This is a genomic window from Robertmurraya korlensis (assembly GCF_023715225.1).
Lineage (GTDB): Bacteria > Bacillota > Bacilli > Bacillales > Cytobacillaceae > Robertmurraya_A.
The window spans coordinates 41,631-57,562 of sequence record NZ_JAMBNS010000014.1; the positions used below are offsets into that span (position 1 = coordinate 41,631).

Here is a 15,932-nt window from a genome sequence, read left to right on the forward strand (position 1 = left end):
ATTAAATCTAGGACACTAGGACACTGTCCTAGACAAAAATCCAGAATAGAGGGATAGGAATGATAAGAGAAGAGGGAGTAATGATTAAGGACAGGAAGACACGTTCGGATAAAAAGCGAGACGTTAAACCGACAATTTCTACAGAATTAAAAAACTGTATATATAGACTTTCCTACATAACGGACACGCCAGTTAAGGATGTAGTAGAAGTAATTTGTGAAAAGGGCATTCAATCTAGAAAGGTTATTGAATACCTGTCTCAATACTTCAGAAGAGAATATAAATACCTGAATACCTTATATATGGGTGATCTAGGTAGAGAATCATTACAAAGGAAATATCAATCGGGCAAGAATGAAAGAATTACTACCCGATTTAATCAAGCTACTTTTGAGGAAATAAAAAGCCTTTCCAATGCTCTAGATGTGACACCTACAAAAGCAACAGCCTTATTGCTTGATGCTAGTGTAAGGAACACTAACATACTGAATGCTTTTGTAAAATCATATTTGCATCAGAATGTAGATAAAGGAAGGATGAAGGAATTAAAAGAGGTGCTGCATTATGTGAACAAAAATAATCCATACAACGAGGACATATCCTGGTTTACTTTGCTTTCAATGATATTAGAAGAAGTCAAGGACAGTACAACCAATGTAAAAGAAGCGATTCATAGCTGGATGGATAAGTTTAAATGAGTAAAGGGAAGAAAAAGACATATTAAAAAGCGTGTTTAGGTGTTAGCCATAACACGCTTAATAACAAGAATACAAAGGCTTATCCCACCTTTGTACAGAGAAGCCTAAAGACTTCCCTTTCTATCCTTCCAGAAGTTCTCTAATTCCAACTCTTCACTTATTCTCTCGCTTAAAGGCTTAATTAAATATTTATCGCCTTCGTTACGGTGATAGGCCTTAATCAATACATTCATAGCATCACGATAAGCATTAGCAGCATAAAAGGCCGGACAATCTGAAACCACTTCATAACGTCCACTTTTCCACTCCTCTTTCAATTCATCATATGCGATATTAAACCATGTTCTAAGACTGTCTATTGCGTGATCATCTACTGTCAAAATTAATCCTCCTTTCTTTTAATTAATGGTTGCTACTTCCCGTTCTGTCTTTCCTAATTGTATAGAATTTGTCCTAAATTGGACAAGTTTTCTGCTAAATTTCCCATTCATTTAAAAGGCTTAAAGTTGACTTTATTATATAATTTTTATATAATTTTTATATAATAAGTTAAAAATAAAGTATTTAAGGAGGGTTTATTTGTATTTTTGCTTATTTCAAACAGCAATTATAAAGAGTGGTCTTCAAGAAGAGAGTTTTGAGTTTAGGATTAACCAAAATCTTTATAGGGTGGATATGGAGAGGCTTATAGAAATTGTTGAGCAGAAATCGGAACTGGAAAAGGAGTTCATTAATCGAACTATCAAAGAATATAGCCTCTTAAATCGTAATATTTTGGAGTTTGTTGAATTTCTAGCGAAATCCCATATTATGAAGATCCAATTATGACGGCAAAAAACGAAAAAGCGAAGGTGATATTATTGAGTCTATTAAAATCTATTGAACAAAAACGAAAAGAACTCATAAGTGTTGCTTCATCGAGAGGATTTTTGGATGATAAAACAATAAAGTTAAGCCAGGAACTGGATGTTCTAATTAATAAATTACAAAAGAAGAAACGGAATAGCTATATAAAAAATTAGTGGAAATGTTAAAGTAAATGATCTAGCAGACTAATGTATATAATTTTACGCACTCTTAAGGTTTAGAAATTCCCTTGTTGACTATAAGGTATTTATTATATTATATAATTTGTTGAGTGCGTAAAATTATTTGGAGGTTGCTATATGCAAAGTATGCTACCTGAATATATGAAAGAATACTTGGATTCCCTTATCGAAAAAGGGTACCAAAAGAATACCGTTAAACAATACTCGTCTGATTTACAAAAATTCTTGAATTGGTTGAATAATTCTAAGGGATCCATAGCAATAAATACACTTCAATCACTAACTGATCATGATTTAAATGACTATGTTAAATATTTGTATGATACGCAAGTCTCGGATGCAACTTTCAGAAGGCTTCTATCGGTTCTTAATCAATTTTTAAAATACTTGAATATAAATGATAGTTGTATTTTTGATAAAGCCAAGGAACGTCCTCTAAGGCCCCTAAATGATAACGATTTTATTTCTGATAATGATATGAATAAATTATTAATTTCCATGAGGAAAGCAAATAATTCTACAGCTAGAGATTTCTTAATTGATAGAAACCTAGCAATCGTATGCCTAGTGAGATATTACGGCCTTACACCGAATGATATTTCAAATATTACAATGGATATGATTAATTTTGCACAAAAAACAATAGAAATTAAAACTAACGAAACTCCCTTAATAATTGAGCTCACCGAAGAGCATGTCCAATATATTCGAGATTACAGAAACTCAATAGACGAGAAAATAAGGCCACGTTTGCGATCACTAGACCCTCTATTTGTATCATTTTTTAATCTAACATACAGTTATCGTTTTGATTATGCTGCCGGAAAGCCAAAGGCTTTATCTATACGTGGTATTCAAGAAATGATAAAAGATGAGATTAAACTAGCAGGGTTACGAAAAATGTCAGCAAAACACTTGAGAAACAGTTGCATTATAGACCACTTATCTAAAGGTCTATCTAACCAGGATGTAATAACAAAATTTCAACTTTCAGATTTCTTTTCTTTACGCCGTTATAAAGAGTATTTAAAAGAAAAACTTGAAATAGAAATATCTAAAGTGATCGAGTGAGATCTTTAATGTATTATTTTTAGTAGTCTCTGTTATAGAATCGGTTGAATCAACCAAAACCATGATACTACTGGATTCGGTTGATTCAACCGATTCGGATTGCGAATTTAGATAAATGTTAAAATATATAAATGCTATAAATTAAGATGTTAAAGGAGTAATATAATGGATGTTATCTGGCAGTTTATCAATTTAGCTAGTCTTATAGGGATTATTAGTCTAATAGTCTATGTAGTAAAGAGAAGAAAAGCAGATAGCTAGGAACTATGGCTAATTGCTATACTATTTATATAATTAAATTAATACTAGGGGAGAATATTTTGGCTTACATGACTAAAAAGCAAATGAAACAACAGGAGGAAGGGATAAAAGCTTTATTGATCATAATTGGTGGAGCTTCCTATTTGTACACCAAATCTATAACTACAACGGCAGTTATAGTTGGAGTGGTTATATCATTAATAATTGCTTATTCAATTTTAAAAGGCATAAAACATAGAGAAAGGCTAAGAAAATCGGGTATAAATGTAATTGACCAAATGAAAGGTATTCAATTCGAACACTACCTAAAAGAATTGTTCCTTTCGCAAGGGTATAAAGTGCTTGTAACTCCAGCAGCCGGAGATTATGGAGCTGACTTAATTTTAAGTAAAGATGGAGAAAAAATTGTTGTTCAAGCGAAACGATATTCAAAAAATGTAGGTATTAAATCTGTACAGGAAGTAGCAGGAGCCAAAACATATTATCAAGCAACTGAAGCATGGGTTGTAACAAACAGCTTTTTTACAAAAGCAGCTAAAGAGCTAGCATCAAAATTAGACGTGAAGCTTGTTGATAGAGAAGGTTTAATAACTTATATATTAAAAATGAATCCAAATGCTATTCCGAACACCAACCACAAAATTTCTTAATAAAATAAATAATAATGGCCAAGACTTTAATTGTCTTGGCCATTGCCATCAAACAAATTTTGGCAATCTTAAAAATTCTGAACTATACTTGTCCCTGAATGCCATCTAAATGTTATTATTTTCAAAAAGGATTTTTATCATCCTCATAAATCTTCAAATCGTTAATTAAACCATGACCTTTTTTCGATCTTCAGGTGTCATTAAATTCTATTTTCCCATCATAATTACCATCTAATTATTTTTAAAAACAACTAAGTTCCCTTCGAAACTTCACCATATCACATTTCGTTGAGGGTTAGAGGCTTGCAAAAAGTTGCTGATCTCTTAGGTTTGGAAATCAAAATATAGAGGCAAAAGAAGAAACATCTAAATAAAAAGATGTTTCTTCTAGATTTCCTTACTAAGTAAGGATTGATTCCAAGGGGAAATGGGTATATTATAAAAGAGTATCCTTACTGAGTAAGGACTAGTCACAATAATATATCAAATAGCCGAACAAATAATTATCGCAGAACATAAAATAGTCGAAATAAGAACATAGATGCCTAGCAGATGCAGAATAGATAAAAATTAAAATAAAAGAAAAAAACATAAAAAAATAATAAAACATAGATAAAAGAAAATTGTCGAATAGTGAATTAGGCGAATGACAGGGAATAGAATGGATGGATATTAAATGGCGAAAGTAAATATTTTAAATGGGTTCGGCGACCTTGAAAATATTCGTGAGTCTAGGGATATAAAAATTACATCTAAAAGGCAACTCACGATACCAAAAGCTTATTTTGATTATTTAGGAATCGAAGAAACAGTCCACGCAATTTTATTAGACGATGGGATACTGATTAAACCGGAAAAGAAACAATCGCTTCAAGAAATTGATGTCGAAGTTATTCTGCGTAACGTAATGAATGAAGGTTACACTGGTGATGAGTTGGCAGACGAGTTTTCTCGCCGTGTCAAAGAGTATAATAAAGTTCTTGATCGTAGGATTGAAGAGTTTCTAAATGATATGACAAGTGATACGGTGTCGGAGGCAAATGAAGGAGACGATTTTAATGGCCTCGACATATTCTTTAACACCGAAGATGGAGAAAATTCTGAAGCAATCCGAGAAAAAAAATAAGCATTTATATGAAGGGGAACCACCAACATTTTGACATAAAACCCACGCTAAGCAAATTTCGACTTAAAAAAAGCCGATTTTTCCTACGCTAAGGAATCATCGGTTTTTAAGTCATTATTCTAGTCGTTTCATTCTGTATAAATCCAGATACATTACCATTTGGTTATTCATGATAATCAACCCAAACATGCTGGTACTTTCCACTTTTAGGGTTCCTTTGTGGCAACTCATCCGATTTTTCTATTAACAGGTTAGTTAGTCCCTGCGTTGCAAAGTAATCTAATAGGGCTTCTCTAACATTTTCCCAAACTTGATCTCTAAGATTACCCTCGTCCACTTCTAAACGTACTGTTAATTGATCTGGTGCCGTTTGAATTAGTTGAAAACACCTTACGCCTGGTATTTCCTCCACAATGGTTTTGAGAGCCAAGGGCAGAATATGAACGATTTGACCGTTGGTAGAGAATTTTAAAATGTCATCCGTTCTCCCTTCTACTTGAACGACCGGGAATGGTCTCCCGCATTTGCATGATTCTGGGGACATGATAACACGGTCAGTTAGTTCATAACGAATAAGAGGCTGTATTCTGTTGGCCAGATTTGTAATTAGAACCGAATGAGATTGCTTCCCTGGTGGCACAGGTTGGTAATATTCATCTACTGGTTCAAATATAATCCAATCTGTATTTACATGAAACTGACCTTCTTCACATTCGAAAGTCATGGCTGTTGCTTCTGTACCGCCGTAAAGATCTAGAACGCGAGCTTGGAAAACGGATCCTAGTTTCTCACGAACATTTGGATATAATTTTTCTCCCCCCAAAAGGATCGCTACAGGCTGAATATTTAACCGACCTGCTTTTTGTTCTTCTGCTAGAATTTCCATCGCTGTTGCATACCCCCCAATTAAAGCTGGTTGATATTCATTCAATTCTTTGACGAGCGTGGAAAGGGGGGATTGGATAGAAAAAGCTCTTATTTTTCCGTTTGATGGTCGTTTTAAGCGTAGGCGTTCAGCAGTGGAGAATGCTGTAAAATGTCCAGCTGTAGAGCATACCGCTGCATTTCGTCCACCTTTGGCTGCTACTTTCAATATGTCACTCCATTTTAATTTTGTTGTTCCGCGAATAGCCATCAATGTTTTCATGATAGTATCTGAATCTTTATCCTGAATAAAGATTCCAGGTACTCCAGTTGACCCTGAAGTGGTCGAAACCATATAGCGCCCTAAATAAAGATATCCAACTAATGACATATTTGACACGAATTCCTTCACACCTTCTATGGTGATTTCTGGATCAGTTACCCAATCATTAAAATGGTCCATGAGTTCTGATTTGGTGACTGGAGGAATTTGCTGTAAGCTTGTAATCCGTTCAGGCAACTCGCTGTATTTTTGTGCGTAATATTGAGAGTTTGATCTTGCAAAATTAATAAGGTCAGCTAAACGAGATTGTTGCCGAGAGAGAACGTCTTCTGGTTTGCCTCGTTTAACCTTCCAGATTTCCATAACTGCTTTTAAAGGTGAGATATTCTCCATGTATGTCATTCCCATCTCTCTGTTTTAAAAATTTTATTGTCAGTACTATGGCCATTTAAAAATTACATGTACTAAAAATCAAAGAAGTCTAATAAAACATCAAACAGCTTATGGCTTAAAAGCTTTATATGCCCTTAGTGTGCCCGTAATAGTGGAAAATTGACCAGTTTCTTCAATTGAGACAAATCCAGTTTCTTTTAATAGATTAAGAATAATCCCTTTTACATGATTTGAAGTTGTTTCAAACCCATCTAAAAATTGAATAGAGAAAAATGCAACTCGCATCAACCAATTTTGTGGCTTCTCAAAATCAATGATATGGAATTGGCCACCAGATCTGAGTTTCCGATGGGCTTCTTCAAATGTTTTCTTTTTCATCTCCAGAGTTAAATGATGAATAAATAAACTTGTAAATATATGATGAAATACATTATTGGAAAAGGGAAGTTTATCAGAAAACCCTTCCTCAAAGGTAATATTATTAACTTGAGTTTCTTTAATTTTATCCTTAGCAATCGATAATATTTCATGATCAGCATCGACTCCAATTACTTGCACACCAGGTTGTGATTGCTGTATTAAAAGTGCAAGTGTACCTGTACCGCAAGCTAAATCCATTATCGTTTCATTTGGTTGGAGAGTTGCTTGCTTAATTAAATGGGTTTTAAACTTTTTTTCTTGCATTCCCCATTGAATTAAAGGATCATAAAATCGAGTCATCCAATGGTATTTCAGTGCAGGGATATATTCACCTTTCTTGTTTTTATCCATTAAACATGCATCCCTTCATTCATAATAAATGACTTATGATTTTTGTTTTTTTACTTAGAGGGGTAGCGTCAGGAAAATGCGAATTTACAACGCTAAGCCCATTTTCAAGACGATTCCCCCAGTTTTAACAACGTTAAGAAAGTTTCAATGGTCTTAAAGAATCTAACGAGACCATTTTCTCCGAATTAAAATGGTATTCTCCAAGTAAATTAATATGTTCCCAACCTAGAGGTGACATATGGTGCAATAATTCTTCATTAAAACTACCTGACCGTTTTTGATATTCAACTGCCTTTGTTAGATGTAAAGTATTCCAGATACTGATGGCATTGATAATTATGTTTAAGGCACTGGCCCTTTGCAATTGATGCTGTATGGTTCGTTCCCTAAGCTCACCTTGTTTTCCAAAGAAAATAGCCCTTGCCAATCCATTCATGGCTTCTCCTTTATTCAATCCTCGTTGTATTTTTCTTCTTAATGATTCATCCGATATATAATTCAAAATAAAGATCGTTTTTTCTATTCGGCCTATCTCACGTAAGGCGGTAGCTAAGCTGTTTTGTCTTGAATAGGAACCTAGTTTCCCCATAATAAGGGATGCTGAAACTGTTCCTTCCCTTATAGAATGAGCTAATCGCAAAACATCTTCATAATTTTCTTTAATGACCTTTGTATTTATTTGTCCACGTAAAATGGCTTCTAATTTTGGATACTCACTCGCTTTATCAATTGTAAATAATTTTGAGTCCGATAAATCTCTTATTCTTGGAGCAAATTTAAATCCTAATAAATGAGTCAGCCCAAATATTTGGTCTGTGTAACCGGCTGTGTCTGTGTAATGCTCTTCTATGTTTAGATCCGTCTCATGGTGCAACAAACCATCCAAAACATGAATCGCATCCCTTGAATTAGTATGAATAATCTTTGTGTAGTAAGAAGAAAATTGGTCACTAGTAAAACGGTAGATGGTGGCTCCCTTTCCAGTTCCATAATGTGGATTTGCATCTGCATGTAGTGATGAAACACCTAGCTGCATTCTCATACCATCTGACGAAGATGTTGTACCGTCGCCCCAATAGAAAGGCAATTGTAATTTGTGATGAAAATTTACTAATACGGCTTGGGCTTTATTCATTGCATCTTCATACATGCGCCATTGAGCTACATTGGCTAGTTGCTTATATGTAAGTCCGGGTGTGGCTTCGGCCATCTTGCTCAAACCAATATTCATTCCCATTCCTAAAAGGGCAGCCATGATAATGATTGTTTCTTCCTTATCTGGTTTTCGATTATTAGATGCATGAGTGAATTGCTCATGAAATCCTGTTAAATGAGCAACATCCATAAGTAAATCAGTTAATTTTATTCTTGGGAGCATCTGATACAGGCTTGCACTAAATTTTTTTGCTTCTTCTGGAACATCTTTTTCTAATCGTGCAATTGACAGCTTTCCTTTTTCAAGAGAAACCCCGTCTAACTTGTTGGAATTGGTAGCTAACCACTTTAACCTTTTGTTAAGGCTGCTGGTTCTCTCCGTCATATAATCCTCGAATGATAAACTAACTGATAATCTTGTATTCTCCTTCGTTTGATTCCATGTATCTTCTGAAAACAAATATTCTTCAAAGTCTCTATATTGTCTGCTGCCAACAATGGAAACATCTCCTGCCCTAACATGCTCCCGAAGTTCTGTTAAAACAGCCATTTCATAGTAATGACGATTGATTGTTGTACCATCATCCTCGTATAAATGCTTTTTCCAACGTTTTGAAATAAAATCCACAGGTGAGTCATCAGGCACTTTTCGCTTTCCGGATTCGTTCATTCCACGGATAATCTCAACAGCTTGTAAAAGTGGCTCATTTGCTTTTGTAGAATGAAATTCCAATACCCTTAATAGCGTTGGCGTATATTTTCTAAGTGAATAAAATCGTTTTTGCAGTAAGTCTAAATAATCATAGTCGGCAGGGCGTGCAAGCTCCTGAGCTTCTTCGACCGAAGAGACAAAAGAATTCCATTCGATAACGGATTCTAAAACCTCAAAAACGTCTAATTTTTCATGTTTTGCTTTGATTAAAGCTTGTCCGATGTTCGTAAAGTGTATAACTTTCTCATTCAGCTTTTTACCGTTTTGTTTCTGAATTTCCTCTTGAGCCTTACGGCCTTTTGATAACAGACTAAGTATTTGTCTATCATGAATTTCAAAAGCTTTATCCGTTAACTCTTGAGTAAGATGTAATAAATAGACGGTTAATATCGAATATCGCTTATTTTCTTGAAAGTCACGGAATGCATATGGCTCATATCTTGAGCCTAAGCGAGATAGTTGTAACAGGCGATTGCGATGCAAATGACTAATTTGTACCGTTTCTAATTCCATTCCTCGTATGTATTCGAGTCGTTCTATTACTTTTAGAAATGTTTCGGGTGAAGGATGACCCGGCGGTTCCTTTAACCAACCCAATATCGTTTTATTGGATTCGGATGGATGCTGCGAAGTAATGATCTCTTCAAGCTTTCCTTTTTGTTCATTTGTAAGAGATTGACTAACAGTATTAAACAGTTTCTTTTCAGCCATTGCCCTTGCCTCCCACACCATTCTTTCAAGTGTAGTAATAGCAGGCAGTATGATTTTGTTTTTTCTTAGAAAATCTATACATTCATGTAGTAGATGTATGGCATCGCCATTTTCAAAAGCTAATTGATGAAGATGCTTAAATGCTATTCGATATTCTCTTAGAGTAAAAGTTACAAAGTCGTATTCACTTCGAAGTTCTTTCAAATGATCCCAAAGTGTATTTTCTCTTTGAGGATAAAGACTAATCGAAGATGGAGTGGCACCGATTTGTTTCGATATATAATGTATGACTGATTCCGGGATGCTTTTGATATGAGTGTATGGCCAACCGGGATACCGAAGAACAGCTAATTGAACTGCAAACCCTAAACGGTTTTCTTCTCTCCTTCGCTTATTAACTATTTCTAAATCCCGTTTGGAAAAAGTGAAGTAGGTCCCCAATATCCATTCATCTTCAGGGATTTGCATAAAATCCTGCCTCTGTTCCAGTGTAAGCAATTCTCTCCCTCTCGCAATTTTCATTCAGTATCATCCCATTTCCATAATTATTCAGTTAATTAGTTCAATTATATATCAATAGAGTGTACTCTATTGATACAAGTATAGTAGACTGATAAAATCATAGTTAAGAGTGTCTCATAAGACTTGTCTCAAAAACGAGGTGAAATTTTGCAGAAAATCGGTTATGTACGCGTCAGTTCGACTAGCCAAAATCCTTCAAGACAATTTCGGCAATTGAACGAAATTGGAATGGATATTATTTATGAAGAAAAAACTTCAGGAGCCACAAAAGATCGTGAACAACTTCAAAAAATGTTAGAGGATTTACAGGAAGGTGACATTATTTATGTTACAGATTTAACTCGGATCACTCGAAGTACGCAAGATTTATTTGAATTGATTGATTTAATACGAAATAAAAAGGCAAGCTTAAAATCACTTAAGGATACATGGCTAGATTTATCAGAAGATAATCCATATAGCCAATTCTTAATTACGGTAATGGCTGGTGTTAACCAATTAGAGCGAGACCTTATTCGTATGCGTCAGCGTGAAGGAATTGAGCTCGCAAAGAAAGAAGGGAAGTTTAAAGGACGGTTAAAGAAATATCATAAAAATCACGCAGGAATGAATTATGCAGTAAAGCTATATAAAGAAGGAAATATGACTGTAAATCAAATTTGTGAAATTACAAATGTATCTAGAGCTTCTTTATATAGAAAGCTATCGGAAGGAAAAAAATAAGCATTCATTACTTATATTAAAAATTTCCGGGGATTGTGAAACAACGTACCTAACCAAGCAGGCTATTTCTATAAGGAAGTATCAATATTTGTTTATCTAACTAGGCACGATCATCAAAGGGTTCCGAGTACATTTTAACGGAGATATACGCTAAACTCAGATTTAAAGCAAGGCTGTATTTTCCGAGAACACTTTATAAAAAACAACCTTAGTCAATCACAAACGAAGGTTGTTTTTATAAAGTCATGGTCTAATTAAAACAATTGCTGTCCCAAGAGCATACTTGAGACTGAAAAGGCACCAGCAGGTGGTAAAACATTAGTATATATGGGAGGTCCCAAACGGGGTGTAAAGGTTGTAGCAATCCAATTTCCATATTCACCAGCCAGCAAAGAGGGAGGTTTCATTATAAACCGTCCACTTAAAACGAAATGCCGAATGCTTATAGCGGTCTCATCAAATATTGTCAAGTTGCCAAAAAAGGAGGCATATGGTGAATCGAAACTTATTTGTTTAGCGCTTTCGTCCCAATACCCATTAATCGGAATAGGTATACCACGAAAATTAACTGTACCTACTACTTTGTTGTCTACAATGGAATCAATGGTAAGTATACCTCTAATAATGGATCTCCCCGCAATAGAAGCATCAATCCCCCATACGGATGGAAAGGGGATACTAACTTTTGCTGTCTTTGGAATTTTCAAAATTAACCTCTCCTTGATTATTTTATGTATGGATTGAGTTGTATTTAATCATAATCCTGTAGTAATGATACAGTATATGCACAGAGAATCACTTAGGTGTTTTGTTAAGAAAGAAGCATCAATAATCAATCAGCCTACTGTCTAGATGAACAAGAGTTTGCCTGACCCACGAAAAATATGGAACATTAATTCCTGCTGCTCATACATATGGTCTCGCATTTGGAAAATTTCTTAGCTTTAAAATAAATCATCTGATTCAATGAAATGTAATGCCTATCATCACCTATTTTTATATGTACCTCAGACGAATACCTATACCTCCGTTACTCTTCGATCATATTGTATTTGTACGAGGTGGTGTAAAATGTTTAAATTATATTTAGATCCTGGTCACGGGGGAGTGGACCCAGGAGCTATTGGCAATGGGATGCAGGAAAAAGAAATTACCTTAAATATTTCCCATAGCATCCGAAATCTCTTGGAAAACCATTATGAAGGCCTGCAAATTAAAATGAGTAGAACAGCAGATATTACGCGCAGCTTGAAAGAACGTACAGATGATGCGAATGCTTGGGGTGCAGATTATTTTCTATCCATCCACGTTAATGCATTTAACGGTTCAGCTCATGGGTATGAAGATTATATTCATAACAGTTTGTCTGATTCATCGAGAACAGCGTTAATTCGGGACATTATGCATGAAGAAATTGTCAAAGTAAATAACTTGCATAACCGTGGTAAAAAAAAGGCCGATTTCCATGTACTGCGAGAAACCAGAATGCCCGCTTTATTAACGGAGAACGGATTTATTGATCATGCAAGCGATGCCCAAAAATTAAGAGACCCGAATTGGCGGCAAGCGGTTGCCCAAGGGCATGTTAATGGGTTAGCACGCGCGTTTAATTTGAAGAGAAAATCGACTAATCTGAAAAGCAATATGGCTATTAAACGTGTAATTGTTGACGGTGTGCAAGTAGGGGCTTACGCAGAAGAAGAAAATGTGTTGAGAACTGTACAACGCAACCTGAGAACAGCACAAAGGATTATTATTGAAAATGTGTAGTTTCGTTGGGAAAACGGTTGCTTGACTGCGAGCACGTTAAAGTTTTATCAAAATGGATAGCTAGGCTGGATGAACAAAATATACGCTAAGCCTTTGTCGTGACGGGCTTAGCATTTTTTTCTTGCTCTAAGTTGGTCCGGCCGATATAAGCCAGGACTAGCTTAATATCAGATGAATAGAACGAAGTTGTTGAGGGAATTATAGCTCATGATGTTTCTATTTCCAATTGTTGGATTTGAGGTGAGTTTTTGCCTAAGATTACTCCTATTCAGTCATACATGATTATTATGCTTTCGGTTGGATTAATGAACCACGTTATTATTGGCCCGTTACTGCTAGGAGCATCAAAGCGAGATGCCTGGCTCGTCTCGTAGTGCTTCTTGTTTTTGTCGCTTCACCTGTTTGGATTGGTTGCTTGAACTACATCATTCAAAACATGAACAATCAACACATTAAAAAGTGGCTAGATCAGCACTTTGGAAAGTTTTTATCTGCAATCTTAGTGATTATTTATAGTTTGTTATTATGGCTCATGGGCTTTATTTCCTTAAAAGATACTCTAACATGGACAATCGCATCTTACTTGCCGCAAACACCGATACTAGTTCTTGCGGGAACCACACTTGTTGCATGCTTCTTTGCTACTTTTCAAGGACTCCGTACAATTGCAATTGTGAGCGGAATATTGTTGCCATTTGTTGTTATTCTGGGGCATCTTGTGGCGATTGCCAATTTTCAGTTTAAAGATTATACCTTGCTTTTTCCATTGTTAGAAAACGGGACAGCTCCATTATGGAAAGGCGTTCCTTACGTTGCCGGGGGATTGCTGGAGTTGTCTTTCTTGATGTTGCTGATTCAGCACAAATTAACAAAAAAACAGGATTTAAAAGCTTGATGTTGATGTGCTTCATCCTTACAGGACTTACGTTAGGACCATTAATGGAATCGATTGCGATATTTGGCCCTGATGAAGCGGCTAACCAAAGATACCCCGCTTACGCTCAATGGGTCAGTCCGATTATTTGGTCTGTGTAACCAGCTGTGTCTGTATAATGCTCTACTATATTTAGATCCGTCTCATGGTGTAACAAACCATCCAAAACATGAATCGCATCCCTTGAATTAGTATGAATAATCTTTGTGTAATAAGAAGAAAATTGATCTTACAACTAAGTAAAATTTATATTGGAGGAAAAAACTTTGGAAGAAGTTAATATTGGTTTACTGACTATCAAAGTCATCGTTGGTTTTGCAACTTTATTTTTTATCATTATCATAACAGGCAGAACATCCATCTATCAGTTAACCCCGCTTCACTTAGTTTTTGTGTTAGTACTTGGAGATTTTTTAGGAAATACCATTTATGAAGATAAGGTAGGGATTTTTTATTTTTTATATGCCATCGGATTGTGGACGCTTCTTATGTTGGGAATAGAGTTTATGACTCTAAAAAATAAATCGACACGTTCTCTCTTATTAGGCAATCCTGACATCATCATTCGAGATGGTGTTATGGACAGAAAGTTACTTACAAAGAACAAATTGGATGTAAATCAAGTATTGAGTATACTCCGTCAAAATAATGTCTTTTCAGTTCGCGAAGTCAAATACGGTATATTGGAAGCTAATGGGCAAATAAGTTTATTATTAAAATCCAAGTATCAAAAACCAGACAAGCAAGATCTCAATCTTCCAGAAAGTCCAGTAGACCTCCCAACATCGTTAATTATAGATGGGGAAATTTTATGGGATAATTTACATGAACTCGGATTTGATCAACAGTGGTTAAATAACCAATTAACTACCAATGGATATGATAATCTAAAGCGTATACTTTACGCAGATTGGCGAGAGAGTGAAGGCATACATGTAAGTCCTAAATAAAATTTGTTAGGATAAGAGCACATCAATTTTCTTGGTGAATATAAACTTTAGTCTTCAACAATCAGGCGCTTTAATGAAGTAACTAAAGCCTAATTTTTCACTTATAACACCGAGTATAAATGCTAATTTAATAATGTACAGAAATGATTACATAAGAATGTACAGTTTAGTGTCATACATGCATACTTACACTGAGGTGAAGAGGATGCATGTACATCTAGATATAAGTACAGATATAGAAATTAATTGTTTGGAAGATTTACCAAAGTTAAAGCTTCTAATGGAGAGCCTAAATATGAAAATAAATAAAAGTAGATTAGGGCGGGAATTAGGTGTAGATAGGAGGACAGTGGATCGATATTTAAATGGGAATAGTTCTTGCAAAACTCGTAATAGAAAGTCAAAAATAGATGACTTATATAACGTTATATCTGAGCTACTTTCAGAGGAATCTATACAAACCTTTTACTACAAGAGGATTCTATGGGAGTATCTAAAAGATAACCATGGGTTAGAATGTTCTCAGTCATCTTTCCGACGCTATATATCTGATAAACCTGAATTCCAGGCATACTTTAGTGATGGAAAAAGAATTCAAGCGAACAAGACCGTTGTTCGTTTTGATACCCCTCCCGGGGAACAAGCACAATTTGATTGGAAAGAGAACATTAGATACATAACAAAAGAGGGGGAAATTATATACGTCAATGTCGGGGTACTAGTGTTAGGTAATTCAAGATTCAAGTCTTATGGACTAACCATGTCAAAGTCACAAAGTGTACTAATGTCCTTTTTGATGGAAAGCTTTGAAGCGTTTGGAGGAGTTCCAAAAACAATATTAACGGAGATGTGGGCATTGTGGTAGCCCATTTGGAAGAAAGGTATGGAACTCTACCGATGAAAGGCTTAGAAGAATTGTCTGGAGATGCAATAAAAAGTACAGTGTCAAAGGAGAGAAAAGCTGCGAAAACAAGCATATTGATGACAAGGTCTTATATCAAGCCTTTATCAACACGTTTAATGCCATAATAGAAAACAAAGATTATTTTTTAGAAAAATGGCAGCAGAACATAGATAGTGATGATTATTTACAAAAATATAGAGTAAGACAGTTTATTGAGCTCATTGAAAAAGCAGAGCCAATAACAGAGTTTGATTTGGAGTTATATTTTACATTGATTAGAAAGTTGACTGTATTTGTAGGGGAAAGAATTGTTGTGAGTTTGTTAGATGAAACGGAAATAGAATGTGAGATTGAGTAGATTATTATTGGTCTTGAAGGGTTTGTA

Annotated in this window: 16 protein-coding genes and 3 pseudogenes; 13 read left to right on the plus strand and 6 right to left on the minus strand. The window is 35.2% G+C overall.

The window, feature by feature from the left end; all coding sequences use genetic code 11:
• The first annotated feature begins 80 nt into the window (after positions 1 to 80).
• Entirely contained in the window at positions 81 to 698 is a 618-nt protein-coding gene (locus M3175_RS20655; protein ID WP_251523172.1) for a hypothetical protein, read from the plus strand.
• 104 nt (positions 699 to 802) lie between these two features.
• Here M3175_RS20655 and M3175_RS20660 read toward each other — a convergent pair whose 3' ends face one another.
• On the minus strand, positions 803 to 1,078 hold the full coding sequence (locus tag M3175_RS20660) for a hypothetical protein (protein ID WP_251523174.1): 276 nt from the start codon (positions 1,076 to 1,078) through the stop codon (positions 803 to 805).
• Positions 1,079 to 1,522: 444 nt separating this feature from the next.
• Between M3175_RS20660 and M3175_RS20665 the strand changes: the two genes are divergently transcribed.
• The 4 genes from M3175_RS20665 to M3175_RS20680 all read left to right on the plus strand — a co-directional run bounded on the left by M3175_RS20665 (position 1,523) and on the right by M3175_RS20680 (position 4,855).
• Positions 1,523 to 1,720: an aspartyl-phosphate phosphatase Spo0E family protein gene (locus tag M3175_RS20665; protein WP_251523176.1), complete on the plus strand. Its 198-nt coding sequence runs from the start codon at positions 1,523 to 1,525 to the stop codon at positions 1,718 to 1,720.
• 144 nt (positions 1,721 to 1,864) lie between these two features.
• Positions 1,865 to 2,818 (plus strand): tyrosine-type recombinase/integrase, encoded by a 954-nt coding sequence (locus tag M3175_RS20670; RefSeq protein WP_251523179.1) that lies wholly within the window; start codon positions 1,865 to 1,867, stop codon positions 2,816 to 2,818.
• A 329-nt stretch (positions 2,819 to 3,147) separates the two neighbouring features.
• On the plus strand, positions 3,148 to 3,729 hold the full coding sequence (locus M3175_RS20675; RefSeq protein ID WP_251523181.1) for a restriction endonuclease: 582 nt from the start codon (positions 3,148 to 3,150) through the stop codon (positions 3,727 to 3,729).
• Positions 3,730 to 4,405: 676 nt separating this feature from the next.
• Positions 4,406 to 4,855, plus strand: a complete 450-nt coding sequence (locus tag M3175_RS20680; protein WP_251523183.1) for an AbrB/MazE/SpoVT family DNA-binding domain-containing protein — start codon at positions 4,406 to 4,408, stop codon at positions 4,853 to 4,855.
• A gap of 163 nt (positions 4,856 to 5,018) precedes the next feature.
• Here M3175_RS20680 and M3175_RS20685 read toward each other — a convergent pair whose 3' ends face one another.
• From M3175_RS20685 to M3175_RS20695, 3 genes are all read right to left on the minus strand, one after another.
• The gene (locus M3175_RS20685; RefSeq protein ID WP_251523185.1) at positions 5,019 to 6,404 is read right to left on the minus strand and encodes a phenylacetate--CoA ligase family protein; all 1,386 of its coding nucleotides are present in this window, start codon (positions 6,402 to 6,404) and stop codon (positions 5,019 to 5,021) included.
• Positions 6,405 to 6,503: 99 nt separating this feature from the next.
• A complete protein-coding gene (locus M3175_RS20690) occupies positions 6,504 to 7,166 on the minus strand; it encodes a class I SAM-dependent methyltransferase (protein WP_251523187.1) in 663 nt (220 codons plus the stop codon).
• Between the two features lie 133 nt (positions 7,167 to 7,299).
• Positions 7,300 to 10,266 (minus strand): Tn3 family transposase, encoded by a 2,967-nt coding sequence (locus M3175_RS20695; protein WP_191565650.1) that lies wholly within the window; start codon positions 10,264 to 10,266, stop codon positions 7,300 to 7,302.
• 147 nt (positions 10,267 to 10,413) lie between these two features.
• On the opposite strand from M3175_RS20695, the gene M3175_RS20700 reads away from it, so the two are divergent.
• The gene (locus tag M3175_RS20700) at positions 10,414 to 10,989 is read left to right on the plus strand and encodes a recombinase family protein (protein WP_063385374.1); all 576 of its coding nucleotides are present in this window, start codon (positions 10,414 to 10,416) and stop codon (positions 10,987 to 10,989) included.
• A 254-nt stretch (positions 10,990 to 11,243) separates the two neighbouring features.
• On the opposite strand, the gene M3175_RS20705 is transcribed toward M3175_RS20700, so the two are convergent.
• The gene (locus M3175_RS20705; protein ID WP_000701227.1) at positions 11,244 to 11,696 is read right to left on the minus strand and encodes a hypothetical protein; all 453 of its coding nucleotides are present in this window, start codon (positions 11,694 to 11,696) and stop codon (positions 11,244 to 11,246) included.
• 364 nt (positions 11,697 to 12,060) lie between these two features.
• Here M3175_RS20705 and M3175_RS20710 point away from each other — a divergent pair, with 364 nt between their 5' ends.
• The 4 genes from M3175_RS20710 (at position 12,061) to M3175_RS20720 (ending at position 13,794) form a co-directional block, all read left to right on the plus strand.
• Positions 12,061 to 12,759, plus strand: coding sequence for an N-acetylmuramoyl-L-alanine amidase family protein (locus tag M3175_RS20710; protein ID WP_063385375.1), 699 nt, complete (start codon positions 12,061 to 12,063; stop codon positions 12,757 to 12,759).
• A gap of 248 nt (positions 12,760 to 13,007) precedes the next feature.
• Complete coding sequence (locus tag M3175_RS25005; RefSeq protein ID WP_285852375.1) at positions 13,008 to 13,133, plus strand: hypothetical protein; 126 nt, start codon at positions 13,008 to 13,010, stop codon at positions 13,131 to 13,133.
• Positions 13,133 to 13,654: a GerAB/ArcD/ProY family transporter gene (locus tag M3175_RS20715; RefSeq protein ID WP_224773295.1), complete on the plus strand. Its 522-nt coding sequence runs from the start codon at positions 13,133 to 13,135 to the stop codon at positions 13,652 to 13,654. The genes M3175_RS25005 and M3175_RS20715 overlap by 1 nt, the downstream gene beginning before the upstream one ends.
• The gene (locus tag M3175_RS20720; protein WP_224773487.1) at positions 13,651 to 13,794 is read left to right on the plus strand and encodes a hypothetical protein; all 144 of its coding nucleotides are present in this window, start codon (positions 13,651 to 13,653) and stop codon (positions 13,792 to 13,794) included. Before M3175_RS20715 ends, M3175_RS20720 begins: the two co-directional genes overlap by 4 nt.
• Here M3175_RS20720 and M3175_RS20725 read toward each other — a convergent pair.
• Positions 13,764 to 13,922 (minus strand): annotated as a pseudogene (locus tag M3175_RS20725) (Tn3 family transposase); the annotation flags it as partial. The gene M3175_RS20720 and the pseudogene M3175_RS20725 overlap by 31 nt on opposite strands.
• A gap of 37 nt (positions 13,923 to 13,959) precedes the next feature.
• Here M3175_RS20725 and M3175_RS20730 point away from each other — a divergent pair.
• The 3 genes and pseudogenes from M3175_RS20730 to M3175_RS25195 form a co-directional block, all read left to right on the plus strand.
• Complete coding sequence (locus tag M3175_RS20730; protein WP_251523189.1) at positions 13,960 to 14,643, plus strand: DUF421 domain-containing protein; 684 nt, start codon at positions 13,960 to 13,962, stop codon at positions 14,641 to 14,643.
• A 205-nt stretch (positions 14,644 to 14,848) separates the two neighbouring features.
• A pseudogene (locus M3175_RS20735) lies at positions 14,849 to 15,490 on the plus strand (IS21 family transposase); the annotation flags it as partial.
• A gap of 58 nt (positions 15,491 to 15,548) precedes the next feature.
• Positions 15,549 to 15,905 (plus strand): annotated as a pseudogene (locus tag M3175_RS25195) (hypothetical protein); the annotation flags it as partial.
• Between the last annotated feature and the right edge of the window lie 27 nt (positions 15,906 to 15,932).